The organism is Auraticoccus monumenti (assembly GCF_900101785.1).
Classification (GTDB): domain Bacteria; phylum Actinomycetota; class Actinomycetes; order Propionibacteriales; family Propionibacteriaceae; genus Auraticoccus; species Auraticoccus monumenti.
Genome location: NZ_LT629688.1, coordinates 170,189 through 196,507 on the forward strand (window position 1 = coordinate 170,189; position 26,319 = coordinate 196,507).

At 74.3% G+C, this 26,319-nt stretch carries 21 protein-coding genes; 9 read left to right on the plus strand and 12 right to left on the minus strand.

All coding sequences use genetic code 11. The features are described from left to right. Window positions 1-187: 187 nt before the first annotated feature. Window positions 188-1,564 carry a dicarboxylate/amino acid:cation symporter gene (locus BLT52_RS00815; protein WP_090589706.1) on the plus strand — a complete coding sequence of 459 codons (1,377 nt, stop codon included), beginning with the start codon at window positions 188-190 and terminating at the stop codon, window positions 1,562-1,564. Window positions 1,565-1,678: 114 nt separating this feature from the next. On the opposite strand, the gene BLT52_RS00820 is transcribed toward BLT52_RS00815, so the two are convergent. Continuing rightward, window positions 1,679-3,133: a S8 family peptidase gene (locus BLT52_RS00820; RefSeq protein WP_090589708.1), complete on the minus strand. Its 1,455-nt coding sequence runs from the start codon at window positions 3,131-3,133 to the stop codon at window positions 1,679-1,681. 206 nt (window positions 3,134-3,339) lie between these two features. After that, window positions 3,340-5,655, minus strand: a complete 2,316-nt coding sequence (locus tag BLT52_RS00825; RefSeq protein WP_090589710.1) for a sodium-translocating pyrophosphatase — start codon at window positions 5,653-5,655, stop codon at window positions 3,340-3,342. 127 nt (window positions 5,656-5,782) lie between these two features. Between BLT52_RS00825 and BLT52_RS00830 the strand changes: the two genes are divergently transcribed. The 4 genes from BLT52_RS00830 to pdxT all read left to right on the plus strand — a co-directional run bounded on the left by BLT52_RS00830 (window position 5,783) and on the right by pdxT (window position 11,153). Then, window positions 5,783-8,101: a DEAD/DEAH box helicase gene (locus BLT52_RS00830; protein WP_090596153.1), complete on the plus strand. Its 2,319-nt coding sequence runs from the start codon at window positions 5,783-5,785 to the stop codon at window positions 8,099-8,101. A 93-nt stretch (window positions 8,102-8,194) separates the two neighbouring features. Continuing rightward, window positions 8,195-9,583: an aminotransferase-like domain-containing protein gene (locus tag BLT52_RS00835; RefSeq protein ID WP_090589713.1), complete on the plus strand. Its 1,389-nt coding sequence runs from the start codon at window positions 8,195-8,197 to the stop codon at window positions 9,581-9,583. A gap of 68 nt (window positions 9,584-9,651) precedes the next feature. Further along, a complete protein-coding gene (gene pdxS, locus BLT52_RS00840) occupies window positions 9,652-10,554 on the plus strand; it encodes a pyridoxal 5'-phosphate synthase lyase subunit PdxS (RefSeq protein ID WP_090589715.1) in 903 nt (300 codons plus the stop codon). Further along, window positions 10,551-11,153 (plus strand): pyridoxal 5'-phosphate synthase glutaminase subunit PdxT, encoded by a 603-nt coding sequence (gene pdxT / locus BLT52_RS00845; protein ID WP_090589717.1) that lies wholly within the window; start codon window positions 10,551-10,553, stop codon window positions 11,151-11,153. The genes pdxS and pdxT overlap by 4 nt, the downstream gene beginning before the upstream one ends. Before the next feature lie 84 nt (window positions 11,154-11,237). Here pdxT and BLT52_RS00850 read toward each other — a convergent pair whose 3' ends face one another. From BLT52_RS00850 to BLT52_RS00860, 3 genes are all read right to left on the minus strand, one after another. Continuing rightward, window positions 11,238-11,621, minus strand: coding sequence for an Rv3654c family TadE-like protein (locus BLT52_RS00850; protein ID WP_090589719.1), 384 nt, complete (start codon window positions 11,619-11,621; stop codon window positions 11,238-11,240). After that, on the minus strand, window positions 11,618-11,998 hold the full coding sequence (locus BLT52_RS00855; protein WP_157676901.1) for a TadE family protein: 381 nt from the start codon (window positions 11,996-11,998) through the stop codon (window positions 11,618-11,620). Before BLT52_RS00855 ends, BLT52_RS00850 begins: the two co-directional genes overlap by 4 nt. A gap of 64 nt (window positions 11,999-12,062) precedes the next feature. Beyond that, the gene (locus BLT52_RS00860; RefSeq protein ID WP_090589723.1) at window positions 12,063-12,287 is read right to left on the minus strand and encodes a DUF4244 domain-containing protein; all 225 of its coding nucleotides are present in this window, start codon (window positions 12,285-12,287) and stop codon (window positions 12,063-12,065) included. Between the two features lie 799 nt (window positions 12,288-13,086). On the opposite strand from BLT52_RS00860, the gene BLT52_RS20660 reads away from it, so the two are divergent. After that, entirely contained in the window at window positions 13,087-13,254 is a 168-nt protein-coding gene (locus BLT52_RS20660) for a hypothetical protein (protein WP_157676902.1), read from the plus strand. Window positions 13,255-13,280: 26 nt separating this feature from the next. On the opposite strand, the gene BLT52_RS00865 is transcribed toward BLT52_RS20660, so the two are convergent. The 5 genes from BLT52_RS00865 to BLT52_RS00885 form a co-directional block, all read right to left on the minus strand. Beyond that, the gene (locus tag BLT52_RS00865; RefSeq protein ID WP_090589724.1) at window positions 13,281-14,042 is read right to left on the minus strand and encodes a type II secretion system F family protein; all 762 of its coding nucleotides are present in this window, start codon (window positions 14,040-14,042) and stop codon (window positions 13,281-13,283) included. Further along, window positions 14,039-14,833, minus strand: a complete 795-nt coding sequence (locus tag BLT52_RS00870; protein WP_090589727.1) for a type II secretion system F family protein — start codon at window positions 14,831-14,833, stop codon at window positions 14,039-14,041. Before BLT52_RS00870 ends, BLT52_RS00865 begins: the two co-directional genes overlap by 4 nt. Then, window positions 14,830-15,981, minus strand: a complete 1,152-nt coding sequence (locus BLT52_RS00875; protein ID WP_090589729.1) for a TadA family conjugal transfer-associated ATPase — start codon at window positions 15,979-15,981, stop codon at window positions 14,830-14,832. Before BLT52_RS00875 ends, BLT52_RS00870 begins: the two co-directional genes overlap by 4 nt. Next, a complete protein-coding gene (gene ssd, locus BLT52_RS00880; RefSeq protein ID WP_090589732.1) occupies window positions 15,978-17,030 on the minus strand; it encodes a septum site-determining protein Ssd in 1,053 nt (350 codons plus the stop codon). Before ssd ends, BLT52_RS00875 begins: the two co-directional genes overlap by 4 nt. 370 nt (window positions 17,031-17,400) lie before the next feature. Continuing rightward, window positions 17,401-18,123 (minus strand): Fic family protein, encoded by a 723-nt coding sequence (locus BLT52_RS00885; protein ID WP_157676903.1) that lies wholly within the window; start codon window positions 18,121-18,123, stop codon window positions 17,401-17,403. A gap of 36 nt (window positions 18,124-18,159) precedes the next feature. Between BLT52_RS00885 and BLT52_RS00890 the strand changes: the two genes are divergently transcribed. Continuing rightward, on the plus strand, window positions 18,160-18,924 hold the full coding sequence (locus BLT52_RS00890; protein ID WP_090589736.1) for a class I SAM-dependent methyltransferase: 765 nt from the start codon (window positions 18,160-18,162) through the stop codon (window positions 18,922-18,924). Between the two features lie 18 nt (window positions 18,925-18,942). Here BLT52_RS00890 and BLT52_RS00895 read toward each other — a convergent pair whose 3' ends face one another. Then, complete coding sequence (locus BLT52_RS00895) at window positions 18,943-22,401, minus strand: efflux RND transporter permease subunit (protein ID WP_090589739.1); 3,459 nt, start codon at window positions 22,399-22,401, stop codon at window positions 18,943-18,945. 167 nt (window positions 22,402-22,568) lie between these two features. Between BLT52_RS00895 and BLT52_RS00900 the strand changes: the two genes are divergently transcribed. Then, the gene (locus BLT52_RS00900; protein WP_090589740.1) at window positions 22,569-23,054 is read left to right on the plus strand and encodes a hypothetical protein; all 486 of its coding nucleotides are present in this window, start codon (window positions 22,569-22,571) and stop codon (window positions 23,052-23,054) included. An 89-nt stretch (window positions 23,055-23,143) separates the two neighbouring features. Beyond that, entirely contained in the window at window positions 23,144-25,099 is a 1,956-nt protein-coding gene (acs, locus tag BLT52_RS00905; RefSeq protein WP_090589743.1) for an acetate--CoA ligase, read from the plus strand. Window positions 25,100-25,124: 25 nt separating this feature from the next. Here the strand turns inward: acs and BLT52_RS00910 are convergent, their stop codons facing one another. Continuing rightward, window positions 25,125-26,282, minus strand: a complete 1,158-nt coding sequence (locus BLT52_RS00910) for a hypothetical protein (RefSeq protein WP_090589745.1) — start codon at window positions 26,280-26,282, stop codon at window positions 25,125-25,127. Window positions 26,283-26,319 lie beyond the last annotated feature (37 nt).

Below are 26,319 nucleotides of genomic sequence, written 5' to 3' on the forward strand. Positions count from 1 at the left end.
GGTTGTCGCGCTCATGACGACCCGGGTGTGGGTCCCGCTGTGCCGGCGGCGACACATCGACCTGGCGCTGATCGACAGCGCCGGTTGTCGCTGACCCCTCGTCCAGCCTCCTCGCCCCTGGCGCCCTCTGCTCCCGATTGAGCGCGTGCTGCCCCGGGGCTTCCCAACTCCGAAAGGCGCCACCCGCATGTCCTCATCCACGACCGGGACCCCGGTCGAGCCCGCGCCCACCGCGCGCCGGGCACGCTTCCCCTTCTGGGCCCAGGTGCTCCTGGGTCTGGCCGTCGGCATCGCGCTGGGCTTCCTGGCCCGCAACCTCGAGCTCGGCTGGCTCACCACCCTGCTGTCCACCGTGGGCAGCACCTTCGTCGGCCTGCTCCGCGTGATCGTGGTGCCGCTGGTGCTGACCGCGATCATCGTCTCGATCGCCAACCTGCGCCAGGTCACCAACGCCGCCCGGCTGGCCCTTCAGACGCTGGTCTGGTTCGCCATCACCGCGCTCATCTCGGTGGTCATCGGCATCACCCTCGGTCTGCTGACCAACCCCGGCGCCAGCGCCACCATCGACACCGCCGGCGCCGAGGCCCCCTCCACCCAGGGCAGCTGGACGGACTTCCTGTCCTCCATCATCCCCGGCAACATCCTCGGCCTGGAGGCCTCCAGCTCCAGCGACGGCGGCGTCTCGCTGTCGTTCAACGTGCTCCAGCTGGTCGTCCTGGGCATCGCCCTGGGGGCCGCGTCCCTGGCCGCCGGCGACAAGGCCGAGCCCTTCCTGGACTTCAACCGCAGCGTGCTGGCCATCGTCCAGAAGCTGGTGTGGTGGGTCATCCGGCTCGCCCCGATCGGCACCGCCGGCCTGATCGGGCGTGCCGTGGCCAACTACGGCTGGGACCTGATCGGCCCGCTCGCGGTCTTCACCATCGACGTCTACGTCGGCTGCGCGATCGTGATGTTCGTGCTCTACCCGGTGCTGATCAAGGCGCACGGCCTGAGCGCGCGCCGCTTCTTCGCCGGCGCCTGGCCCGCGATCCAGTTCGCCTTCGTCTCGCGGTCCTCGGTGGGCACCCTGCCGCTGACCCAGCGCGTCGTCACCCGCAACCTCGGGGTCTCCCCGAACTACGCCTCCTTCGCGGTGCCGTTCGGGGCCACCACCAAGATGGACGGCTGCGCGGCGATCTACCCGGCGCTGGCGGCCATCACCGTGGCGCAGCTGTTCGGCATCCAGCTGGGCATCCAGGACTACCTGCTGATCGCCTTCGTGGCCGTGGTCGGATCAGCCGCCACCGCCGGTCTGACCGGTGCCGTGGTGATGCTGACGCTGACCCTGTCGACCCTGGGCCTGCCGCTGGAGGGTGTCGGCCTGCTGCTGGCCATCGACCCGATCCTGGACATGATCCGGACCGCCACCAACGTGGCCGGCCAGGCGCTCGTCCCGGTCATCGTGGCCAAGCGCAACGGCCTGCTCGACGAGGACCGCTACAACGCGGCCAACGTCAGCTCGATCGAGTCCGACGAGGACCCGAGCGACGTGGTCAGCCAGGAGAAGGTCGCCGTCCCGGCCTGATCCCGCTCCTGGACGCCCGACGGCCCGGTCCCCTGGTGGGGGCCGGGCCGTCGGCGTCCGCGGGTTCCGCCCGGCTCTGTCGTGGTGACGACGGAGGCCGGTCGGCGTCCTGGGTCAGTCCTGCTGCTCGTCCCCGGTCGCCTCGTCGGCGTCGACCAGGCCGTCACCGTAGAAGGCGTTGTCCTCGGTGCTGCCGGTGCAGCGGGCGTCGGCGGGGCAGGGGACGTCGTCGGCCTGCGCGCGCAGCATGGCGACGAGCCTGGCCGGCTTGGCCTTCGGGTGCTCGGCGGCCAGCAGGGCCAGCACGCCGGCGGCGTGCGGGGAGGCCATCGAGGTGCCGTTGTAGATCGCGTAGCCGCCGCCGTCGACGGTGGACAGGATGCGGCTGCCGGGGGCGGTGACGTCGATGACGCCCTCGCCGTAGTTGGAGAAGCTCGACTTCAGCACGTTGATGTCGTTGGAGGCCACGGTGACCACGCCCTCGATCTCGGTGGGCATGTCGATGCAGCTGGCGTCCAGCTCCCGCGGGGTCGGGGTGGTGTCGTTGGGGCTGGAGGCGTCGGTGGTCTTGTCGGCCAGGTCGTAGTTGGAGTTGCCGGCGGCGGCCGCGCTGACCACGCCCTTCTTCTCCGAGTACCTCACGGCCTTGGTGACGGCGTCCTTGACCGCAGCCTGGTCGGGGTCGCTGCCGCACCAGAACATCCACGGGTCGATGTAGTAGCTGTTGTTGGTGACGTCGGCGCCGTGGTCGGCGGCCCAGACGAAGCCGCAGATCGCGTACTCGGGGTAGATGAAGCCGTCGTCGTTGACCACCTTCACCGAGGTGAGGGTGGTGGCCGGTGCGACGCCCACGATGCCCACGCCGTTGCGCGCGGCCCCGATGGTGCCGGCCACGTGGGTGCCGTGGCTGCTGTTGGTGGGGATCCACGCCTCACGGCTGGTGTCGGGGACGCCGCCGTCGGTGCAGCCGACGGAGTTGGCCGCGTCCACCTGACCGGCCAGGTCGGGGTGGTCGTCGTCGATGCCGCTGTCCAGCACGGCCACGGCGACGTCGGGGCTGCCGTCGCCTGCGACGTCGGCCCCGATCTGGGCCATGTCCCACTGCTCGCCCTCGCGCGGGTCGGCGGCGACGGCCTCCACGCTCACGCCCTGGCGCTCCTCGAAGGTGGCGCCGGCGCGGGCGGTGCGCAGCTGCGGACCGGCCTCGCTCTCGGGGACCTCGAGGGCGGCGGTCCGGGTGGCGCCGACGGACACCACGGCGTTCCCGAGGCGGCCCTGGCGGACGTCGGTGCGGAAGCTGGCGGAGTCGGAGTGGGCGATGACCACGCCGATCTGCGGCCAGGACTGCACCACCGTGGCGCCGGCGGCCTCGACGGCCTGCTCGGCGCGGGCGGTCTGCTGGGCGCTGGGGCGGGTGTTGACCACGTAGCTCATCGGCTCGCCGTCGGCGGTGGGTGCGGCGCCGGCCGTGGGGGCGGCGAGGCCGGCCAGGCAGAGCCCGGTGATGGAGATGATGCCGCTGGCGGCCAGGGTCAGGCGCCGGGCACGGGGGCGGGTCAGGGAACTCATGGAGCCTCCGGGGGTGGGAGGCGAGGGCGTCCGGGGCGGACCGCCGGCGTCCTCGCGGGATGGGGTACCGGACAACCTAGGTCAGGGTCGACGCCCTGTCACGGGGTGCCGTCGGGGCCTTCGCGGCAGGAGCCCGCTGCCCCCGGACGCGGACGCGCCGGCCACCCGCAGGGGTGACCGGCGCGACGCCGTGGGGTCGGGCGGCCTCAGCGCTCCCGGACCGGCTCGGTCTCGGCCGGGTCGCTGACGTTCCCCGTGGTCGGGCCGGGCCCGGGGGCGCCGTCCTCCATGGTGCTGCCGCGACGGCTGCTGACCACCACCGCGACGACCACGATGGCGGTGGCGATGCCCGCGATGACGAAGCGCAGCGGGGAGTCCGAGCCGAGGGTGGACAGCCCCACCACCGCGGGGGCGATCAGCACCGCGACCAGGTTCATCACCTTGATCAGCGGGTTGATGGCCGGGCCGGCGGTGTCCTTGAACGGGTCGCCGACGGTGTCGCCGATGACCGTGGCCTCGTGGGCCAGCGACCCCTTGCCGCCGTGGTTGCCGTCCTCGACCAGCTTCTTGGCGTTGTCCCATGCGCCACCGGAGTTGGCCAGGAAGACCGCCATCAGCGTGCCGCAGGCGATGGCCCCGGCCAGGTAGCCGGCCAGCGCCGGTGCACCGAGCCCGAAGCCGACCGCCACCGGGGCGAAGATGGCCAGCAGACCGGGGGTGGCCAGCTCGCGCAGCGAGTCGCGGGTGACGATGTCGACGACCTTGCCGTACTCCGGCTTGCCGGTGCCCTCCATGATCCCGGGGATCTCGCGGAACTGGCGGCGGACCTCGTAGACCACCGCACCGGCAGCCCGGCCGACGGCGTTGATGGCCAGGCCGGAGAAGAGGAACACCACCGCGGCGCCGATCACGATGCCGACCAGGGTGGTCGGGGCGTAGACCACGGAGGCCTCGACGAAGCGGGAGTAGCCGTCGCCGAGCTCGGTCGCGATGGCGTCGGTGAAGGAGCCGAACAGGGCGGTGGCGGCCAGCACCGCGGTGGCGATGGCGATGCCCTTGGTGATGGCCTTGGTGGTGTTGCCGACGGCGTCGAGCTCGGTGAGGATCTGGGCGGCCTCGCCGTCCACGTCGCCGGACATCTCGGCGATGCCCTGGGCGTTGTCCGAGACCGGGCCGAAGGTGTCCATGGCGACGATGACGCCCACCGTGGTGAGCAGACCGCAGCCGGCCAGGGCGATGGCGAACAGGCCGACCACCCCGCCGCCGCCGAGGGCGAAGGCGCCGAGGACGGCCGCGGCGATCACCAGCGCGGTGTAGACCGCGGACTCCAGGCCGAGGGAGATGCCGGCCAGGATGACGGTGGCGGCCCCGGTGAGGGAGGTGCGGCCGACGTCGCGGACGGGGCGGTCCTCGGTGCCGGTGTAGTAGCCGGTGAGGCTGAGGATGACCATGGCCAGCACGATGCCGATGACCACCGAGCCGATGGCCAGCAGGCGGGGGTCGTCGACCAGGCCGTTGAACTCGGCGCTGGTGCCCAGGGCGGCGGCGTCACCGGGCAGGTAGGCGTAGGCCGCGACGGCGCAGAGGACCGCGGAGATGATGCCGGAGAGGTAGAAGGAGCGGTTGATGGTGCGCAGCCCGTTCTCCCCGGCGCGCGGGCGGGTCAGGTAGACCCCGATCAGGGCGGTGACCACGCCGATGGCCGGCACGATCAGGGGGAAGACCAGACCGGCCTCGCCGAAGGCGGCGCGACCGAGGATCAGGGAGGCGACCAGCATCACGGCGTAGGACTCGAAGAGGTCCGCGGCCATGCCGGCGCAGTCACCGACGTTGTCGCCCACGTTGTCGGCGATGGTGGCGGCGTTGCGCGGGTCGTCCTCGGGGATGCCCTGCTCGACCTTGCCGACGAGGTCGGCGCCGACGTCGGCGGCCTTGGTGAAGATGCCGCCGCCGACGCGCATGAACATGGCCAGCATGGCGGCCCCGAAGCCGAAGCCCTCGAGGACGGTGGGGGCGTCACCGCGGAAGAGCAGCACCACGACAGCGGCACCGAAGAGGCCGAGGCCGACGGTGGCCATGCCGACGCTGGCCCCGGTGCGCAGCGCGATCCGCATCGCCGGCTCGCGGCCGGCGTCGCGGGCGGCGGCGGCGACGCGGACGTTGGCCCGCACGGCCAGCCACATGCCCATGTAGCCGATCAGCGCGGAGAACCCGGCCCCGACGAGGAAGGCCAGGGAGCGGGCGACCTTGAGCAGCAGCTCGTTCGCCTCGCCGTGCACCGGCAGCAGGAACAGCAGCACGAACGCGACCACGGCGAAGACGCCGAGGGTCCGGAACTGCCGGCCCAGGAAGGCGGCGGCGCCCTCCTGGACGGCCAGGGCGATCCGCTGCATGTTGGCGGTGCCCTCGGCGGCCTTCAGCACCTCCCCCCGGAACACGAGGGACATCGCCACGGCGATGGCCGCGATCGCGGCGATCACGGCCACGATCGTGAGGTTGGACCCGTCGAGGGTGATGGGCATGGGCACTCCTGGCGGCAGCTCTACGGTGAACGCGGGCGGGGACATATAACCACAGAGGTACTGGTCTCACCGACGGGCCGGCGCGCGGTGCTCGGATCTGTCGGTGCGCCGTGTCAGGCTGCTGACGATGACCATCACCGACCGGCCGCACGAGGCGGTCCTCCCCCTCCCGGTGGACGACCGGCCGCTGTCGCACGTCCACGTGCTGGCCCCACGCGCCCCGGTGACGGCGGAGTGGCCGACCTGGTTGCCGGAGGCGGCGGTGGCCGCCCTGTCCCGGCGCGGGATCGAGCGGCCGTGGCGGCACCAGGTGCAGGCCGCGGAGTCGGTCCGGGCGGGGCGCCACACGCTGGTCAGCACCGGCACCGCCTCGGGCAAGTCGCTGGCCTACCTGATGCCGCTGCTGGCCGAGGCGCTCGAGCCGCGGCGGCCGGCGGCGGGCGGGGACGTGGCGGCGGCCATCCGCGGGCTGCGCCGGCCCACCGCGCTCTACCTCTCCCCCACCAAGGCCCTGGCCCACGACCAGCTCCGCGCCTGCCAGGCCCTGGGGGTCGACGGCTGGCGGGTGGGGGCGCTGGACGGCGACAGCAGCGAGGGAGAGCGCCGCTTCGCCCGCGAGCACGCCCACCTGGTCCTGACCAACCCCGACATGCTGCACCGCTCGGTGCTGCCCTCCCACGCGCGCTGGTCGCGGCTGCTGGGCTCCCTGACCCACGTCGTGGTCGACGAGTCCCACCGGTACCGGGGCGTCTTCGGGGCCCACGTCAGCGCGGTGCTGCGGCGGCTGCGGCGGCTGTGCGAGTCCCACGGTGCGAACCCGGTGGTGGTGCTGGCCTCGGCCACCACGGCCGACCCCCGTCGCTCCACCGCCCGGCTGCTCGGGGTGGAGCCCGAGGAGGTGGCGGTGGTGGACGACGACACCTCCCCGAGGGGTCGGATCAGCATCACCCTGCGGCGACCCGAGCGCGGGGTGGACGACGCGGCGGCGACGGCGCTGGTGGAGCACGTGAGCCGGGGCGAGCAGGCGCTGGCCTTCGTGCCCTCCCGGCTGCGGTGCGAGCTGGTGGCGCTGTCGGCCCAGGACCGGCTGGCCGAGCTCGGGCTCCGGACGGCGGCCGGGGACGGTCTCCCGCTGGTCGAGGCCTACCGCAGCGGCTACCTGGCCACGGAGCGGCGCAGCATCGAGGCACGGCTGCAGGACGGCTCGGTGCGGGCGGTCGCGGCCACCAACGCCCTCGAGCTGGGCATCGACGTGGCCGGCCTGGACGCGGTGGTGATCGGGGGCTACCCCGGCACGATGGCCGCCTTCTGGCAGCAGGCCGGACGCGCCGGGCGCCGGGGCGGGGACGCGGAGGTGACGATGCTGACCCGCGACGACCCGCTCGACCTGTACCTCTTCGACCACCCCGAGATGGTGTTCTCGGGGCGGGTCGAGGCGACCGTGCTGCACCCGGGCAACCCCTACGTGCTCGGTCCGCACCTGGCCGCGGCCGCGCAGGAGCTCCCGCTCCGGCCCGAGGACGAGCGCTGGTTCGGGCCGTCGATGGCGGCGACGGCGGACCAGCTGGCGGCCCAGGGGGTGCTGCGACGACGCTCGCGCGGCTGGTTCTGGACCCGCCCGGACCGGGCGGTGGACTCGATCGACCTGCGCGGCAGCGGCGGCCGGCAGGTCGAGGTGGTGGAGTCCGCCACCGGCAAGGTGGTGGGCCAGGCCGATCCGGGCAGCGCCGACGCCAGCCTGCACGAGGGCGCGGTCTACCTGCATCGCGGCGAGGTGTGGGTGGTCGAGGCCTACGACCACGAGCGCGGGGAGTGCCTGGTCCACGTCGAGGACCCGCCGTACCGGACCCAGGCCCAGTCGGTCCGCGACGTGGGGGTGCTGGCCGAGCACCGCGCCGCCCGGCTGCCCCGGGCCGGGATCCACTTCGGGGACGTCGAGGTCTCCTCGCAGGTGACCGGCTACCTGCGCCGCGACGCCCGCACCGGCACGGTGTGGGACTCCACCCCGCTCGACCTGCCGCCGCGGGTGCTGCGGACCCAGTCGATGTGGGTGACCGTGGACGAGAGCGTGCTGGACGAGCTGGACCTCTCGGACCTGGCGCTGGCCGGGGCGGCGCACGGGGCCGAGCACACCGCGATCGGCCTGCTGCCCGCCTTCGCACCCTGCGACCGGTGGGACATCGGCGGGTTGTCGACCGTGCTGCACCCCGACACCGGGGCCTGCACGATCTTCGTCCACGACGGCCATCCCGGCGGCGCCGGTTTCGCCGAGCACGCCTACGAGCACGTCGAGGAGTGGCTCACCGCCACCCTGTCGCGGCTGCGCGAGTGCCGCTGCGAGACCGGTTGCCCCGCCTGCGTGGTCTCGCCCAAGTGCGGCAACCAGAACCAGCTGCTGGACAAGCCCGCGGCGGCCCGCCTGCTCGCGGCGGTGCTCGGGCGCTGAACGCGTCCCGGCCGACGGTTTGGGGAGCCTCGGCGGCCCGGCTCCGCGCCGGACGTCGTCCTGCCGGCGGTCCAGTGGCCGCAGAATGGACCCATGTGGCATCCCGGCGACCTCGACCCGGCCGACGGCACCCGGACCGAGCAGGTCGCGGCCCTGATCAGCCGGCGGATCGAGCGTGGTGACCTGGCCATCGGGTCGCGACTGCCGGGCGAGCGGGCTCTGGCCGAGCGGCTGGGGGTCAGCCGGGTGACGGTGGTGCGGGCGCTGGACCTGCTGCGCGGGGAGGGTGCGCTCAGCACCCGTCACGGCGCCGGCTCGCAGGTGCTGCCGCTGGACCGCTGGGCCGATCCGGTGGCCCCGCTGTCCACGGTGCAGCGGTCGGCGGACGCGGCCACCGGTGGGGACGGGTGGCCGCTGATCGACCTGCGGCACGCCACCACCGCGGCACCGCACGAGGTGGCCGCGGCCGTGGCCCGGCTCCAGCAGGGCGCGCTGGCCGAGGCGATGACCGGCGACGGGCCGCCACGGGGTGGGTCGCTGGTGCTGCGCGAGCGGCTCGCCGACCGGCTCACCGCGGACGGCACGGCCACCGACCCCGCCCAGCTGACCCTCACCACGGGAGCCGCCTCAGCGCTCGAGGCGCTGGTGGCCGGCGTGGACCACGCGTCCGGCACGGTGCTCACCGAGACCCCGACGTACCCGGCCGCCCTGGACATCTTCCGCCGGCACGGCCTGGAGGTGGTCGGCTGGCCGGCCGGCGCGCACGGGTGGGACGTCGACCAGCTCGCCCACCTGTGCCGGCGACACCGTCCGGGGCTGGTGTACCTGCAGGCCGACAACCACAACCCGACCGGTCTCTCGCTGCCGACGGACCGGCGCGCCCCGGTGGTGGCGGAGGTGCTGCGGGCGGGTGCGCTGCTGGTCAGCGACGAGACGCTCCGCCCGCTGTGGCTGCAGGACACCCCGCAGGCCGCACCCCTGTCCGCCCACCCGAAGGTCGTCGGCATCGGCTCGCTGAGCAAGACGGTGTGGGGCGGCCTGCGGGTCGGCTGGATCCGGTCGAGCCGGCTGCAGCGGCGCCGGGTGCTGGAGTCGGCTCCGCCGGGACTGCTGTCGCCAGGTGCGGTGGACGAGCTGCTGGCCGGTGAGCTGATGGGGCTGGCGGGTCAGGTCACCGAGCGCCGGCGGGGGCTGCTGAGGGCCAACCTCGCCGGGCTCGAGGAGGCGCTGGCCACGCTGCCCGACGTCGCCTGGACCACGCCGACCGGTGGGATGACGCTGTGGCTGGAGCTGCTGGCCGACCGTCCCCGTCAGCTCGTGGCCAGGGCGCGGCGGGCAGGCCTGCTGCTCAGCCACGCCGAGCTGTTCACCCCCGACCAGGCCAGCCGGCAGCATCTCCGGATCCCCTTCACCGCCCAGCGGGACACCCTCGCCGGTGCGGTCGCCCGGTTGGCGGAGCTGATGGGCGGGCCTGGGCGGTGAGCGTGGAGCAGTCCACTGGGGAACGAGTGGACTCACGCAGCCAGCTCGGGTCTTCCTAGGGTCGAGGTATGACAGAGACCCAGACCAGCCCGACCACGGGCACCACGCGGGTGAAGCGCGGCATGGCCGAGATGCTGCAGGGCGGGGTGATCATGGACGTGGTCGACGCCGAGCAGGCCCGTATCGCGGAGGCCGCCGGTGCCGTGGCGGTGATGGCGTTGGAGCGTGTCCCGGCCGACATCCGCGCCCAGGGCGGTGTCTCGCGGATGAGCGACCCGGACATGATCGACTCGATCATCGCGGCGGTGTCGATCCCGGTGATGGCCAAGGCCCGTATCGGCCACTTCGTCGAGGCGCAGGTGCTGCAGAGCCTCGGCGTGGACTACATCGACGAGTCCGAGGTGCTGACCCCGGCCGACTACGCCCACCACATCGACAAGTGGGCCTTCACCGTCCCCTTCGTCTGCGGGGCCACCGACCTCGGCGAGGCGCTGCGGCGCATCAGCGAGGGGGCGGCGATGATCCGCTCCAAGGGCGAGGCGGGCACGGGTGACGTGTCCAACGCCACGACCCACATGCGGGCCCTCCGCACCGGGATCCGACGGCTGCAGGGCCTCCCCTCCGACGAGCTGCACCTCGCCGCCAAGGACCTGCAGGCCCCGTACGAGCTCGTGGCGGAGGTGGCCCGTACCGGCAGCCTGCCGGTGGTGCTGTTCACCGCCGGCGGGATCGCGACCCCCGCCGACGCGGCGATGATGATGCAGCTGGGCGCGCAGGGCGTCTTCGTCGGGTCGGGCATCTTCAAGTCCGGGGACCCGGTGCGCCGGGCCGAGGCCATCGTGCAGGCGACCACCTTCCACGACGACCCGGACGTGGTCGCCAAGGTCTCCCGCGGGCTCGGCGAGGCGATGGTCGGCATCACCGTCGACGAGATCCCGCAGCCGCACCGGCTGGCCGAACGCGGCTGGTGAGCACGACGTCGCCGGTGGTGGGCGTGCTGGCGGTGCAGGGCGACGTCGGCGCGCACGCCCGGGCCCTGACCGCGGCCGGCGCGCTGCCGCGACGGGTGCGACGACCGGAGGACCTGGCGGGTCTGTCCGGGCTCGTGCTGCCCGGTGGCGAGTCGACCACCATGGACACCCTGCTGCGCCGCTACGACCTGGTTGACCCGCTGCGGCAGCTCCTCGACGACGGCACCCCGGTGCTGGGGACCTGCGCCGGCATGGTGCTGCTCGCCGAGCGGCTGCTGGACGGCTCGCCGGGGCAACGGACCCTGGGGCGGCTGGACGTCACCGTGCGACGCAACGCCTTCGGGCGACAGCTGGACTCGTTCGAGACCGACGTCACGGTCACCGGCCTCGAGGACCCCTTCCCCGCCGTCTTCATCCGGGCCCCGTGGGTGGAGGGGCTCGGACCGCGGGCGGTCACGCTCGCCACGGTCGGTGACGGGCGAGGCGGCCGGCGGGTGGTCGCCGTGCAGCAGGGCAGCGTGCTGGCCACCTCCTTCCACCCCGAGCTCACCGCCGACCACCGGGTGCACGGACTGCTGGTCGACCTGGCCCGGGGTTGACGGCGTCCCGGCGGGGAGGTCCGCCTGCTCCGCCGGGACATCCGTGCCGCCGTGACGTCCGTGCCGCCGGGACAGCCGTAGGACTCATCGACCTGACTCGACGTCCAGGTTGCCGGCGAGGGCACGGGCCTCCTGCGTGCGGGAGGGGACCAGCCCGCGCGACCCCAGGTCGGCCCGCACGGTCACGCTGACCACGAAGGTCACCGCGTCCCCGTCGACCCGGCAGCGGCGCAAGGAGACCTCGTTGAGCCGGGCTGTCACCTCCGCCGCCGCGCACGCGTCCCCACCCTCGGACAGCGCCCGGGCGCCGGCCAGGGCGCTGAGGTCGGCGGCGCTGCGGAGCCGCTGGGCGCCCAGGGCACCCCAGCCGACCAGAGCCACCACGGAGGCGACGAGGGCCAGCACCGCCACCACGGCCAGCGTCAGCCCCGTACCGGAGCCCCGGTCGTCCCGCTGCCGCGCCGTCACGAGCCGTCCTCCCCCGGCTGCCAGCTGGCCCGCGCGCTGCCCGTGATGGTGAGGCGCGGGCCCAGCGGACCGACCGGCGCGACCTCCCGGCTCGCCCTCACGACCACCCCGCCGGCTGAGCGCTGCACCTCCACCTCGACGTCGTCACCGCCCCGACGCTGCGCGCGCTCGGCCGCCTCCTCGTCCCCGCGGGCCACCTGCTCGGCGACCTCGGCCGCGATCGCCCCGTTGGCCAGCTGCACACCGACCAGACCGAGGCACCCGCCGAGCAGCACCATCAGCACCAACGCCGCCACCGTGCCCAGGGCCAGCTCGGCGGTCACCATGCCCCGGTCGCCGCGTTCGCAGCGCGGTGGGGTCCACCCCGTTCCCGCCACGTGGTCCTCCTCTCGTCCGGGGTGGGCCGGGCACGGGGCCCGGCCCACCGGCCGCCGGCTCCGGTCAGGGCATCACCACACCGCTGATGGTCTCCAGGATCCAGAGGATGATCTGGAGGATGAGGTTGCGGATGTTCTCGTCGGTGAGGATCTTGATCAGCACCCCACCGAAGCTCACCGCCGCCACCGTGCCCACGGCGTACTCGGCGGTGGTCATGCCGCGCTCGTCGCCGCTGGCGCGAGACACCTCGGCGTCCTCGGCGGCTACGGCCACCTCGTGATCGGACATGTCGACTCCTTCCCTGCGGGCCCTCGCCCACTCGTCGGCACCGGTGCGGTGCCTGGGCCCGTCGGGCCTGACCACACCGTTGGTGCCCGGGCCGGCGTCGACCGGTGCCGGTCGGCGGCCTGTGGACAGCGCTCCCTCCTGCTCGGGGACTGTGCGTAGGTCGACGCCGGTGACCGCAGCCGACCGGCACGATCACCACGACCGCTGCCAGGGCCCTGGCAGCTGGGGCGCACGTCCACGACCACCGAGACCCCGACGATGGGAAGGGCCACACCGGTGGCGGCCCCCGCTCACCTGACGGGAGCGTGCAGCCGGCAGCGGGCTCGCCCTGGGACCGGTCAGCTCGCAGAAGCGGCGCGAGGGCTGTCGCCCCTGGCAAGGCGGGCACGGACGGGTTCCGGGCACCACGGCACGGGTCTGCGGGGCCGCTCCAGGGCGAGGACCCGCTGGACCGGGGCCGAGGCCGAGGGCGTCTGTCGGGTGGTGACCGGCTCGTCGGGTGCCGGGAGGTGCGACCCCGTGCCTGACCGGGGCGGACGCCCTGGACGATCTCGTCAGCGACCGGAAGACGTCCGAGCACGACGTCGCCCCGGCACGGCGGTCGTGGTGACCGGTGCCTGAGACGACAGCGAGGAGCCCGGTGCACCCGGAGGACGAGGTGGTTCTCCGCCGTCACGTGGACGAGGTGGTGTCACAGGTCGAGGAGCTGGGCCGGGGGGGGTCGCCGCCCTGACCGCGGAAGCCACCCGTCGGCACGCAGGAGGGGCCACCGTCGACGAGATCGCCGTCGCGGGGGCGGATGAGCCTGCACCTGGCTGCGGGGGTGGTGACCGACCGCGTGCGGGCCGACCTGAGCAACGACGCGCCGAGACCACCGGCGACGATGGCCTGGATCCTCGCCTGGGCCGGTGACGAGCAGACCGAGACCGTCGTGCCGAGGCCCTCGTCGGAGCCCCGGGAGACCTGAGCGCCCGGTCCTGCGCCCGGTCCTGCTCAGGGCAGCAGCGCGGCGACGGCGCCCCCGATCACGGGCACGATGCCGATCAGGAAGAACGCCGGGAGGTAGCAGAGCATCAGCGGCAGCACGCTGCGCACACCGACGGCCTTGGCCGCGGACTGCAGGGCGGCGTGGTGGACCTCCCTCGCCTCGGCCGCGTGCTCGACCAGCAGCTCGGTCATCCCGGTCCCCGACCGGAGACCCCGGGCCAGGTCGGCGACCACCCGTCCCACGACCGGGTCCTCGCGCAGTTCGAGCAGCGCCTCCTCCTGACCCATGCCCACGTCTATCCGGGCCACCACGCCCGCCAGCACCTCGGCCGCCGGGTTGTCGGGCAGCTCGGCGACGGCCCTGCAGGCGTGGGAGAGCGGCAGCCCGGTCTCGACGCAGCAGGCCAGCAGCTCCCAGGTCTGGGGCCAGGCAGCCAGCAGCGCCTCACGCCGACGACGGTGCTCCGGCGACTCGATCCGGCCGAGGACCACCACCACGGCGATCGCGGCCAGCAGCGCGAGCCCTCCGGCGAGCGGCCACGGTCCACCGACCAGCAGGCCCACCACCCCGGCCACCGGGACGGCCAGCAGCACCCGGCTCCGGGGCGCCATCGCCTCCGGACGCGGGCTCCACCACCTCGGCACCGGGCGCCGGCCGGGCTCCACCACCGCGACGGACGCGCGCGAGACCACCTCCCGCTGGCTGCGGACCGCCGTCCAGGCCGCCATCCCGGCGAGGACCGCGGCGAGGAGCGCCCAGCCGTTCACCGGGCCAGCCGTTCGCTCCAGAGGACGCCCGCGCAGGCCAGCAGCACCCCGAGCAGGAGGCACAGCTGCCCCTGGGTCGTGCCGAGGAGGAAACCCAACGGGTCACCGCCGATGGCCAGCCCCAGGGCCAGACCGGCCAGCGGGAGCACGGCCAGCATCCGTCCGGTGGCCCTCGGCGCCGCGAGCTCGGCGTCCACCACCCGGTGCACGGCCCGCCCGGCCTTGAGCGCGGAGGAGACCCGGTCCAGCGAGCGGGTCAGCGGCGCCCCGGTCCGGGTGGCCACCTGCCAGGCGTCGGCCACCGGCCCCAGGCCGTCCGCGCCCGGCTGGTCGGCCAGCGCCCGCAGCACCGGCACCACGTCGCCGCCACCACGGTGCACCGCGGCGGTCGGCGCCAGCACCGGGCAGTCCTCGGAGGCGGTGAGCAGCGCCTCGCCGGGGACCTTGCCGATCCGCAGCTCACCGGCCAGCACCGCACAGGCCCGGGCCACCTCGGCCCGGGTGGTCTCGCTGCCCCGCCGTCGCCCGTGCTCCCCCACCACCAGGGCGACCGTGCCGGCGAGCAGGAGCAGGCAGGCGGCCACCACCCCGGCTGGTCGGCCCAGCACCACCCAGCAGGCGGCCACGACCAGCACCCCACCGACCGGCCAGACCGGTCGGAGCCGGGGCGGGCCACCTCGCACCTCGACAACCGGCGCCGCGACCAGCCGCTCCTCCCAGCCCCGACCGGGTGGGGCGCCGACCAGCAGCGCCGCGGCGAGCCCGGCGAGCACGACCGCCAGCACCGTCATCGACCCAGCAGCCTCTCCAGCGCGGCGCTGCCCGGCCCCTTGGTGAGCCCGGCCGGCCCGAAGTGCACCGCGGGCAGGGTGGTCACGTAGCCGCTGCCCGGGTCGCGCACCAGCACCGCCACCCCTCCCACCCGGCGGAGACCCGCGGCGTCGCGACGGATGTGGATCACCGCGTCGAGGGCGGCGGCGACCTGGGAGTGCAGGGCGTCGCGCCCCATGCCCCCCAGCGCGGCCAGCGCCTCCAACCGGGCCGGCACGTCGTCGGCGCTGTTGGCGTGCACGGTGCCGCACCCGCCCTCGTGACCGGTGTTCAGGGCGGTGAGCAGGTCGCAGAGCTCCGCCCCGCGCACCTCACCGAGGACGACCCGGTCCGGGCGCATCCGCAGCGCCTGGCGCACCAGGTCGCTGAGCGAGACCGCACCGGCGCCCTCGGCGTTCGGCGGGCGTCCCTCGAGCCGGACGCAGTGCGGGTGGTCGGGGGCCAGCTCGCGGGAGTCCTCGACCACCAGCAGCCGCTCGTGGGCCGGCACCAGGGACAGCAGCGAGGCCAGCAGCGTCGTCTTGCCCGAGCCGGTGCCACCGGAGACCAGGAACGCGGCGCGGCAGGCGACCAGCCGGCGCAGCACCTCCGCGCCACCCGGCGGCAGCGACCCCACCGCCACCCAGTCCTCCAGCGAGAACCGGCGCCCCGCCGGCACCCGGAGCGACAGGCAGGTGCCCGGGTCGGCCAGGGTGCCCAGCACGGCGTGCACCCGGGTCCCGTCGGGCAGCCGGGCGTCGACGAAGGGCGCGGAGTCGTCCAGCCGACGCCCCACCCGCGCCGCCAGCCGGCTGGCCAGCCGCCGCACCTCGTCGTCGTCGGTGAACGCGAGCGCCACCTGCTCCAACCCGTGACCCCGGTCGACGAAGACCTGGTCGGGCCCGTTGACCAGCACGTCGGTCACCCCCGGCAGGGCCAGCAGGGGCTCGAGCACCCCCGCACCGGTGGCGTCACGACGCAGGGCCTCGACGGTGGAGAGCAGCAGCTCGTCGGTGACGACCCAGCCGAGCCGGCGCATCTCGGCGGCCACGTCGGCGGGACGCGCCTCGCGGCCCAGCTCGGCCAGCCGCGGGCGGAGCCGGTCCAGCTCGACCGTGACGTGGCTCACCGCCCCACCTCCGCGGCCAGCCGCCGCACCGCGGCCCGCCAGCGCCGCGACGCGCTGACCCGGGCCGGCTCCCCCCGACCCACCCCGGAGCGGAGGCGACGGTCCTCGGGCAGCCGGGCCAGCAGCGGCGCCCCGACCACCCGCTCGACCGCCTCACCGCTCAGCGCCGCGGCCGAGCCGACCACCGTCACCAGCTCCACCGGAGCGGCCCCCTCCGCCAGCCGGGGACGCCGGACCGCCGCCGCGGCCAGGCCCGGGACGTCCTCGCGGAGCACCAGCCACGTCCTCGACGCCACCGCCAACCCGGCCCCCACCCAGGCCTCCCCGGTGCGGGAGCAGTCGAGCAGGCAGACGTCGAACCAGCGGCGGACGGAGGCCAGCACCGAGGCCACCGCCGCGGTGGAGGGCAGCTGCACGCCGTCCCGTGGCATGGCCAGCACGCTGAGGCCGTCGACGGCCGGGAGCTGGGCAGTCAGGTCGCCGACCTGACCGCGGGCGGCGGCCAGGTCGGGCCAGCGCCAGCCCGGCACCCGCTCCACCCCGGCCGCCAGGTCCAGCCCGCCGCCCGTCGGGTCCAGGTCGACCACCAGCACCGACCGACCGCGCTCGGCCAGCGTCCGCCCCAGCGCCAGCGCCAGCGTGGACACCCCCACCCCTCCGGTGGCCCCGTTCAGCAGCACCACCTCCCCGCCCGAGGCGCCGGCCACCGCGGCCAGCCGCGACATCAGCACCCCGTCGGGGTCGGGCAGCTCGATCACGCAGGCGTCGAAGGCGCTGGACCAGCGGCTGACCCCGCCCCCCGGGCGGGTGAGCAGCCCGACCCCGGGGCGCGGCGGGAGGCCGCTGGCCTCCACCGCCTCCACCGCATCGACCCCGAGGTACACCTGGGCCGCGGTGGACCAGACCGGGCGCAGCTCCTCGGCCCGGCCCACCTGGACGACCTCCACCCCGGCCGCGGCCGCGGCGGCCAGGAAGCCGGCCGTCAGCTCGGCGTCCCCGCTGACCAGGGCCACCCGGGTGCCGCCGGGTGGCCCGCTCGCTGTTCCCATGGCCAGACCATCGAGATCGAGCGACGTGCTGACCTCCGGCGGCGGGCGCCTGTGGACGACGTTCCGCGGCGCCTCGGACCTGTGGAGGAGGACCCGCCGGGGTGCCACGCCGAGGGCCACACCAGTGGGGCCGGAGGTCTTCACAACGCTCGGTTCCAGGAGTACAAAGGAGACAGCACCAACTCGACACGAGCAGGCACCCACGCGGCGATCTAGCCATCCTGAGTGGTCGTTGAGCAGCAGGCTTGTCCTGGGCCAACATACGAGTGCACGCCTGGTCACCGTGCTCGGTCGAGCCAGCGGGGCCCGTCGGACTCGTCCACGGGCCCCGCGCCACGTGCCCACCCAGAGCCCGAGGCGGCACCGACCGTCAGCGGCGACCGGCCGCCAGGGGTGAGCGCTCGGCCCCCACCGCCAGCGCGTCCGCGCAGTGCCGGATCCACGCCCGCACCCCCTGCGCCGTCCCGCCGGCGTAGCCCTCCAGCAGCGCCCGGTAGGCCGACCCGCTCTCCCGGTGGCCCACCTCGGGCACCAGCGCGGCCCGCGGGTCGACGCCGTGGTGGATCAGCACCAGGTGCTCCAGCGCCCGCGCCACCAACCCGTTGCCCGCCTCGAACGGGCGCAGGGTGGCGATCTCGGCGTGGGCCAGCGCGGCCCGCAGCAGCGCCGGCGTCGTGCTCGGACGGTGCAGCAGCCGGGTCAGCTCCAGCACCCGCTCACCGACCCCCGGCTCGGACCGCACCCGCCCCAGCGCCTCGTCCGGCAGCAGCCCCCGGGCCAGCACCGCGTGGCAGCGGGTCAGCAGCTGCCCCGGGGCGCTGCTCACCAGGGTGGCCAGCTCGGGCAGCTGGGTCGACAGCCGCACCGCGCCGGGGTGCCAGTCCAGGCCCGGGTCCTCCTCCGGCGCCAGCAGGTCGTCGGCGGCCATGGCGGCGCTGGCCCCGGCGCCCAGCAGCAGGGCGCGGGCGACGTCCTCGGGGTCGATGCGCCGCAGACCGCGGTCGCGCAGCACCACGTCGGCCGCCGAACGCGCCGCCTCCAGCGCCGACGGCACTCCCTCCAGCCGCAACAGGTCCTGCAACGGGTCGCTCACCTGGCCAAGGGTGGCAGTCCCTCTAGCATCGTGGTCATGGCACCCACACGGCGATCACTGCACCCGGCCGGCGCCATGGCCTGGCTGGTCCCCGAGCAGGCCGCCGAGGTCCTGGACCTGGCCGGCGGCTCCACCGTCTTCGCCCGCGAGCTGCACCGTGAGGGGCACCGGGTGACGGTGCTGGAGCGGGAACCGGCGGTCGCGCGGATGCTGGTGCACGAGGGGGTCACCGACGTCTGGGCGACGCCGGTGGCGGTCCTGGGCCAGCCGGAGAGCCTGCCCTTCAAGGCCCAGCGCTTCGACGCCGTCACCGCCTCCGACACCCTCGACCGGTTCGCGCCCGGGCTGGCCCTGCCCGAGATCGCCCGGGTGCTGCGGCCGGAGGGGACGCTGTCGGTGGTCTGCACGACCCGCGACGACACGGTGCCGTGGGTGCGCCGGCTGGCCGCGACGGTGCAGCAGGTCGACCCCCAGGCGATGCGGGGGGACTACGGCCAGCAGGCGATCCGCTCGGTCGAGGAGAGCGACTGCTTCACCGCCGTGGAGCGGCGGGACTTCCGCAACTGGATCCCGATCACCCGTGACGGGCTGCTGGAGATGGTCGGGCGACGCCCCGCCGTCCGGGCCCTGGACGCGGACCGGCGCCAGGAGCTGCTGGGTGAGGTGTCAGGGCTCTACGACTCCATCGCCCGCTACCCCGAGCCGCTGATGCTGCCGTTCCAGTCCTCCTGCTGGCGGGCGCGGCCGGCGCCCTGCGACCCGGCGCAGTCCGGGGACGACGTGCTGCAGTTCACCCTGTGACGGTCGGTCCCTGACCGCTCACTCCAGCGCCCGGCGCGCCCGCACGGGCCCGGTGTCCTCGGGCACCGGGTCACCGGCGTGCTCTGGGTGGGCCACCTGCCCGTCGTCACCGCTGCCCTCCCCCGTCCCCGGGGCCTGACCGACCGCGGACCCCGGCTCCCGGGTCGACCCGTTGGCCGACCGCGAGGTGCCGGCTCCCGGCACCAGGACCGAGGCCGCCACCGGCCCGCCGTCCGTGGCGCCGGCTGCTGCCGGCCCGCCACCAGCCGAGGCACCGGCCGGTCCGGCGGCTGCGGCGGCTGCGGCGGCGGTGAACTCGGCCCAGCGCCGCTCCCGCAGCTCCCGCACGGCCTCCTGCGGGTCGGAGCCGGTGGCCTTGGCCTCGCGGCGCACCCGCCGCTCCTCGCGCCGGTCGGCCCGGCGCGAGATCAGCTCGTACAGCACCGGCACCAGCACCAGCGTCAGCAGGGTCGAGGAGAACAGACCGCCGATCACCACGATGGCCAGCGGGCCGGAGACGAACAGCCCGCCGCCGGTCAGCCCGAGGGCCATCGGCAGCAGCGCGAAGATGGTGGCCACGGCCGTCATCAGGATCGGCCGCAGCCGCTGACGGGCGCCGTTGACCAGGGCGTCCCAGGCCGGCTGCCCCGAGCTCCGGTAGTGGTTCACCAGGTCGATCAGCACGATCGCGTTGGTGACCACGATCCCGATCAGCATCAGCATGCCGATCAGCGACGGAACCCCCAGCGCGGTGTCGGTCAGCAGCAGCCCGGCCAGCGCCCCGGTGGCGGCGAAGGGGATCGAGACCAGCAGGATCAGCGGCTGCACCAGGCTCTTGAAGGTGGCCACCATCACCACGTAGACGATGGCGATGGCCACCAGCAGGGCGAGCCCCAGCTGGTTGAAGGCGTCGGACTGCTCGGTGGCGACCCCGCCCAGCTCGGCCTGGACGCCCTCGGGAAGATCCAGGCCGGCCAGCCGGGTGGTCACCTCGGTGGTCACCGTGCCCAGGTCGTTCTGGTCGGCCGGGGTGAGGGAGACGGTGGCGCTGCGCTGGCCGTCGGTGCGGTTCACCTGCGGGGCCACCTGGTCGTCGACCACCTCGGCCACGTCGCGCAGCGGCACCGGCCCGGTCGCGCCGGTCACCTCGTAGTCGGCGAGCTCGTCCAGCCCGACCGGGGCCTCCCCGATCCGCAGCACCACGTCCTGGCTGAGGCCGTCGACCTCGATCGAGCCCACCTGGGCCGGTGCCAGGATGCCCTCGAGCTGGGCGGAGATGGTGGCGGGGGTGAGCCCCTCCTCCGCGGCGGCGTCCTCGTCCACCCGGACGCTGACCACCGGCTGCTCGGCCACCAGCGAGGAGGTCACCTCGGTGACCTGGCTGATGCCCTCCATCTCCTCGGTGACGGCGGTGGCCGCCTCCTCGATGGCGTCCGGGTCGGTGCCGGTGAGGACCACCTCGACGTCGGTGCTGCCCCCGAAGCCGCCGCCGGCGCTGGAGACCGTCAGGGCGCCGACCTCCTCGTCGTCCTCGAAGCCGTCCAGCACCCGCTGGACCTCGCTCTGCACGGCCGCCTGGTCCGCGTCGGGCGCCGAGGTCAGGCTGAAGCTCGCCGAGTCGGCGCTGCCGCCACCCCCGAAGGCCGCCTCCGCGCCGCCGCTGCTGCCGACGGTGGTCTGCACGGTCTGCACCCCGGGCACCTCGCGCAGCTCCTCCTCGACCCGGATCGCCCGCTCGGTCTGGGCCTGCAGGCTGAGGCCGGGGGCGAACTCCTGGTTCACGGTCAGGGTGTCCTGCCCGGACTCGCCGAGGAAGGACACCTTGAGCAGCGGCGCCATCGCGACCGTGCCACCGAGGACCAGCAGGGCCACCAGCACCGACACCAGCGGGAAGCGCAGCGCGGCCCTGAGCAGCGGGACGTACCCGCGCTGCAGCCAGCTGCGCCGCTCCCTCGCCTCGGCGGCGACCCGCACCTGGTCGGCGTCCACCGCACCGGAGGGCGACGCGAGGAACCAGTAGGCCAGCACCGGGATGATGGTCAGCGAGACCAGCAGCGAGGCGAGCAGGGCCAGGGCGGTGGTGACGGCGAAGGGCCGGAACAGCTCACCGGTCTGCCCACCCACCAGACCGATGGGCAGGAACACCGCGACGGTGGTGATGGTGGCGGCCGTGATGGCCACCGCCACCTCGCGCACGGCGGTCAGGATGGCCGGGACCTTGGGCTCGCCGTAGGACAGGTGCCGCTTGATGTTCTCGATCACCACGATCGAGTCGTCCACCACCCGCCCGACCGCGATGGTCAGCGCGCTCAGGGTCAGGATGTTGAGCGAGTAGCCCGCCACGCTCAGCCCGATCAGGGCGATCAGCACCGAGACGGGGATCGAGATCGCGGTGACCAGGGTGGAGCGCACCGAGAGCAGGAACAGCAGGATGACCACCACGGCCATCACCAGGCCCAGCCCGCCCTCGGTCAGCAGGTCCTCGATGGACTGCTCGATGAAGGGGGCCTGGTCGAAGACGGTGGTGAACCGGGTGTCGTTGCCCAGCTCCGCCGACAGCCGGTCCAGCTCGGCGCGGACCCCGTCGGAGACCTCGACGGTGTTGCCGTCCGGGGTCTTGGTGATGGACATCGACAGGCTCTCCCGCCCGTCGGTTCGCGAGACCGAGGTGGCCGGCTCCTGCCGCTCGCTGACCTCGGCGACGTCGGAGAGGGGGAAGCGCTCGCCGGGACGGGTGGTCGAGGTGAGCACGACGTCGGCGACGTCCTCGGCGCTGGCCAGCTTCTCCCCCACCGTGACCGACAGGTCGCCGTCCCCGGACTCCAGGGTGCCCGCCGAGGAGCGCGCACCGGCGGCCTGGACGGCCTGGCTGACGTCCTGGCTGGTCAGCCCCTCCTCGGTGAGCTCGTCCAGGTCAAGGTCGATCAGCACCTGCGGGGTGGGGGCGCCGGAGACGGAGACCGCGCGGGCACCCTCGACCTTCTCCAGCGCCGGCACCACCACGTTCTCCAGGTCCTCGGCGAGCTCGGGGGCGGACCGGTCGCTGCTGGCGCTGACCACCAGCACCGGGATGTCGTCCACCGAGCCGGTGAACACCTGGCTGTCGGCCTCCTCGGGGAGGATGCCCTCGATCCGGCTGATCGCGGCCTGCAGGTCCTGCTGGACCGTCGACATGTTGGTGCCGTAGGTCATGTTGACCGTCACCAGGGAGGAGCCGGTGGAGGACTCCGAGGACAGCGACTCCAGGTCCTGCAGTCCCTGGACGGCCTGCTCGACCGGCTGGGTGACGCTCTCCTCCACCACCTCTGGGGAGGCGCCGGGGTAGCTGGTGATCACCACGGCGGTGGGCAGGGAGAGGGAGGGGATCAGCTCCTGCTTGAGGTTGCTGGTGGTGATCACCCCGAAGACCATCACGAAGACGGTCACGAGAGCGATCAGCGCACGGTTGCCCATGCTGAGCCTGGCCAAGCCGTGCATGTGTCGAACTCTCCTCGGGGGTAGCAGCCGCGCCCAGTCTCCCCCATCACGGAAGGGGTCGACACGGTGATGACCCCCACCCGACCCCGACCCGCCCCCGGGTCCCGGCAGACGGCGACCCCCGTGCCTAGACTGGCCACGACCCCGGCAACCGGTCAGGAGCGACGATGACCCAGACCCAGGCCACCTGTGAGGACGACACGATGGCGCAGAGCCGGTGGCTGCTGCCCGGGGTCCGGCTGAGGACGGCGATCGGGTTGACCGTGCTGGTGGTGGCCATGCTGGTGCTGGCCATCGTCTCCACGCTGCAGCCGCTGCTGACCGAGAGCCCGCTGCCGGCCCGGATCGTCTTCCTGGTGGTGGCCGTGGCCGGCCTCCCGTTCTGCCTCGCCGCCTGGCGCCTGCGCCGGATCGAGATCGCGCTGGAGGACGAGGGCGTCCGCATCGGGCACATCGTCGGCAGCCGGCTCACCCCCTGGGGCGAGATCACCCGGGCCGAGCGCCGCGAGGGCGTCTTCGGCGTCCGGGTGGTGCTCCGCCACGACGACGAGCAGCTGGACGACACCGTGCTCAACGGGATCTTCGAGCACCGGGCGGACGAGGTGGTGGCGGCGATCAACGCGCGTCTCGACGCCGGTGCCGTCCAGGGCTGACGCCCCCCGCCCGCCACCGCTAGCCTCTGGGAGGGCGCCGTGGCCGAGGCCACGCGTGCCAGACGACGCGTTCACCTGGAGAGGCAGTCATGAGTGACACCGAGTGGTCCAACCTCAGCACCGAAGATCGCCGCTTCCCGCCGCCGCCGGAGCTGGTGGCCGAGGCCAACGTCACCGCCGAGACCTACGCCCGCGCCGCCGAGGACCCTGACGCCTTCTGGGCCGAGCAGGCCCGGCGGATCAGCTGGGGCACCGAGCCGACCGAGAGCCTGGACTGGTCGAACCCGCCGTTCGCCAAGTGGTTCGCCGACGGCACCCTGAACGCCGCCTACAACTGCCTGGACCGCCACGTCGAGGCCGGCCTGGGCGACCGCGTCGCCTTCCACTTCGAGGGTGAGCCCGGGGACTCCCGCGCTCTCACCTACGCCGAGCTCACCCGTGAGGTCTGCCGGGCCGCCAACGCGCTGACCGCCCTCGGCGTCCGGGCCGGGGACCGGGTGGCCATCTACCTGCCGATGGTCCCCGAGGCCGTCGTCGCCATGCTCGCCTGCGCCCGCATCGGCGCCCCCCATGTGGTGGTCTTCGGCGGCTTCTCCGCCGACGCCCTCTCCACCCGTATCCTCGACTGCGGCGTCGAGGTGGTGATCACCGCCGACGGCGGCTACCGGCGCGGCTCGGCGTCGGCGCTGAAGCCGGCGGTGGACGCGGCGCTGGAGAAGTGCCCCGACGTCCGCAGCGTGCTGGTCGTCCAGCGCACCGGTCAGGAGACGGCGATGACCGAGGGCCGCGACATCTGGTGGCACGACGCCCTGGCCGCCGAGAGCGACCAGCACACCCCCGAGATGTTCCCCGCCGAGCACCCGCTCTACGTCATGTACACCTCGGGCAGCACCGGCAAGCCCAAGGGCATCCTGCACACCACCGGCGGCTACCTGGTCGGGACCTCCTACACCCAGTGGGCGACCTTCGACCTCAAGGCCGACCGCGACGTGTTCTGGACCGCGGCCGACATCGGCTGGGTGACCGGGCACTCCTACCTGGTCTACGGCCCGCTCAGCAACGCCACCACCAGCGTGATGTACGAGGGCACCCCCGACACCCCGCACCAGGGACGCTGGTGGGAGATCGTGGAGAAGTACCGGGTCTCCATCCTGTACTGCGCGCCCACGGCCATCCGGACCTTCATGAAGTGGGGCGCCGACATCCCCGCCCGGCACGACCTGTCCTCGCTGCGGGTGCTGGGCTCGGTGGGCGAGCCGATCAACCCCGAGGCCTACGTCTGGTACCGGGAGAACATCGGCGGCGGGCGGACCCCGGTGGTCGACACCTGGTGGCAGACCGAGACCGGCATGCACATGATCACCCCGATGCCCGCGCTCTCCGTCGGCAAGCCGGGCGCGGCGATGACCCCCTTCCCCGGCGTCTCCATCGACGTGGTCGACGACGAGGCCAACCCGGTGGCCAACGGGCACGCCGGCCTGCTGGTGATCACCAAGCCCTGGCCGTCGATGCTGCGCACCCTGTGGGGTGACGACCAGCGCTACGTCGACACCTACTGGTCGCGCTTCGAGGGTCTCTACTTCGCCGGCGACGGCGCCAAGCGGGACGCGGACGGCGACATCTGGCTGCTCGGTCGCGTCGACGACGTGATGAACGTGTCCGGCCACCGGATGTCGACCACCGAGATCGAGTCCTCGCTGGTGTCGCACCCGAAGGTGGCCGAGGCGGCCGTGGTCGGTGCCACCGACGAGACCACCGGCCAGGCCATCGTGGCCTTCGTGATCCTCCGCGAGGACGCCGAGGCCGGGGACGACATCGTCGCCGAGCTGCGGGCCCACGTGGCCAAGGACATCGGCCCGATCGCCAGGCCCCGCTCGATCATGGTCGTCCCGGAGCTGCCCAAGACCCGCTCGGGCAAGATCATGCGCCGGCTGCTGCGCGACATCGCCGAGAACCGCGCGCTGGGCGACGTCACCACCCTGACCGACTCCTCGGTGATGGACCTGATCAAGGACAAGCTGCCCAGCGCACCCACCGAGGACTGAGGGCCCGGCCGGTCGCCCGGCCCGGTCACTGCACCACGACGAAGGTCTCGAGCGCGGGCAGGGCGACGTCGAGAGGCGTCGTCTCGCCGGTGGCCGGGTCGACGGCCACCAGCAGACCCGACTCCAGCGCGAGGAGCGCGCTGCTGTCGGGGAGCCAGGGCGCTCCCGTGCCGGCGGTGCGTGCGGCGCCGGTGGTCAGGGCCGGGATGTCGGCCACCGGCTCCCCGGTGCGCAGGTCGACCAGCCGCGAGACCAGCGTGCTCTCGTCCCGGACGACGGTCTCGGCCAGCCACCGGTGGTCCGGGGAGATGGACCCGCCCAGGCCGCCACCGTGACCCGGCTCCTCGCGGAGCACCACCCCGCCCTCCCCGTCCCGGTCGGTGACCAGCTGCCGGCACCGCAGGTCGTCGTCGCACTCCTCGACCAGCAGCCGGTCCGCACCGACGGCGGCGACCGCCCCGTCGACGAGGAGGACCGGCTCGAGGTCGGCGCCGATCCGCCACGTCCGCCCCAGGTGGGTGAGCAGCAGCTCGCCGTCCAGCGCGGGCTGCACGCTCCCCGGCACCCGCACCTCGTCGACCACCTCCCCGCTGACGGTGTGCAGGACCACCGCCGTCTCCGCCCCCCGGCGGGTCAGGGCCCAGAGGCGTCCTCCGGGAGCGGGCAGCAGCTGCCCGGCCGCCCGCAGCGGGTCGGCGAGATCGCGGGCGGGGCGACCCTCGGGGTAGAGGAAGCGGGTACCCGAGCCGACCGTGGCGGTGTCGTCGCTGACCACCGCGCCGGGGACGGCCACCAGGTCGACCCCGCCGCCACCGGAGGCCCCCGCCGGGGTGGGCGTGAGCACGACCCGGCCCGAGCCGAGGTCGAGGCGGTAGACGCCGTCGCGGCCCAGGGCGTGCACGACGTAGGAGTCGGGCACCCCGGCCACGATCGGCGGGCCGTCGCGGAGCGTGACCGGCCGCGGGTCGGCCGGTGACGCGGGCACCGGCGCCGGCGACTCGGCCGACGCGCTGGGGTCCGGCCGCGGGGAGGGTCGGCCGCGGTCCTGGGCGACCAGCACCGCGACGACCAGCAGCACCACCAGCGCCCCCACCAGCACCACCACCACCCGACGTCGTGGCGGCAGCGAGGGCGGCGGGTAGGAGTCCAGCAGCTCCCGCTCGCCCGGGTCGTCCTCGGCCATGGTCGGACGCTACAAGCCGCCGGGGGCCGAGCCACCG

What these genes read in the sequence shown, in the direction of transcription:
- BLT52_RS00825 (WP_090589710.1), bottom strand. Translation starts at nt 5,655, where the DNA reads ATGCCCATCACCCTCGACGGGTCCAACCTCACGATCGTGGCCGTGATC.
- BLT52_RS20660 (WP_157676902.1), top strand. Translation starts at nt 13,087, where the DNA reads ATGAGCCTGCACCTGGCTGCGGGGGTGGTGACCGACCGCGTGCGGGCC.
- BLT52_RS00910 (WP_090589745.1), bottom strand. Translation starts at nt 26,282, where the DNA reads ATGGCCGAGGACGACCCGGGCGAGCGGGAGCTGCTGGACTCCTACCCG.
- BLT52_RS00895 (WP_090589739.1), bottom strand. Translation starts at nt 22,401, where the DNA reads ATGCACGGCTTGGCCAGGCTCAGCATGGGCAACCGTGCGCTGATCGCT.
- BLT52_RS00835 (WP_090589713.1), top strand. Translation starts at nt 8,195, where the DNA reads ATGTGGCATCCCGGCGACCTCGACCCGGCCGACGGCACCCGGACCGAG.
- BLT52_RS00870 (WP_090589727.1), bottom strand. Translation starts at nt 14,833, where the DNA reads ATGACGGTGCTGGCGGTCGTGCTCGCCGGGCTCGCCGCGGCGCTGCTG.
- BLT52_RS00820 (WP_090589708.1), bottom strand. Translation starts at nt 3,133, where the DNA reads ATGAGTTCCCTGACCCGCCCCCGTGCCCGGCGCCTGACCCTGGCCGCC.
- pdxS (WP_090589715.1), top strand. Translation starts at nt 9,652, where the DNA reads ATGACAGAGACCCAGACCAGCCCGACCACGGGCACCACGCGGGTGAAG.
- BLT52_RS00830 (WP_090596153.1), top strand. Translation starts at nt 5,783, where the DNA reads ATGACCATCACCGACCGGCCGCACGAGGCGGTCCTCCCCCTCCCGGTG.
- BLT52_RS00890 (WP_090589736.1), top strand. Translation starts at nt 18,160, where the DNA reads ATGGCACCCACACGGCGATCACTGCACCCGGCCGGCGCCATGGCCTGG.
- BLT52_RS00815 (WP_090589706.1), top strand. Translation starts at nt 188, where the DNA reads ATGTCCTCATCCACGACCGGGACCCCGGTCGAGCCCGCGCCCACCGCG.
- BLT52_RS00900 (WP_090589740.1), top strand. Translation starts at nt 22,569, where the DNA reads ATGACCCAGACCCAGGCCACCTGTGAGGACGACACGATGGCGCAGAGC.
- BLT52_RS00860 (WP_090589723.1), bottom strand. Translation starts at nt 12,287, where the DNA reads ATGTCCGATCACGAGGTGGCCGTAGCCGCCGAGGACGCCGAGGTGTCT.
- ssd (WP_090589732.1), bottom strand. Translation starts at nt 17,030, where the DNA reads ATGGGAACAGCGAGCGGGCCACCCGGCGGCACCCGGGTGGCCCTGGTC.
- acs (WP_090589743.1), top strand. Translation starts at nt 23,144, where the DNA reads ATGAGTGACACCGAGTGGTCCAACCTCAGCACCGAAGATCGCCGCTTC.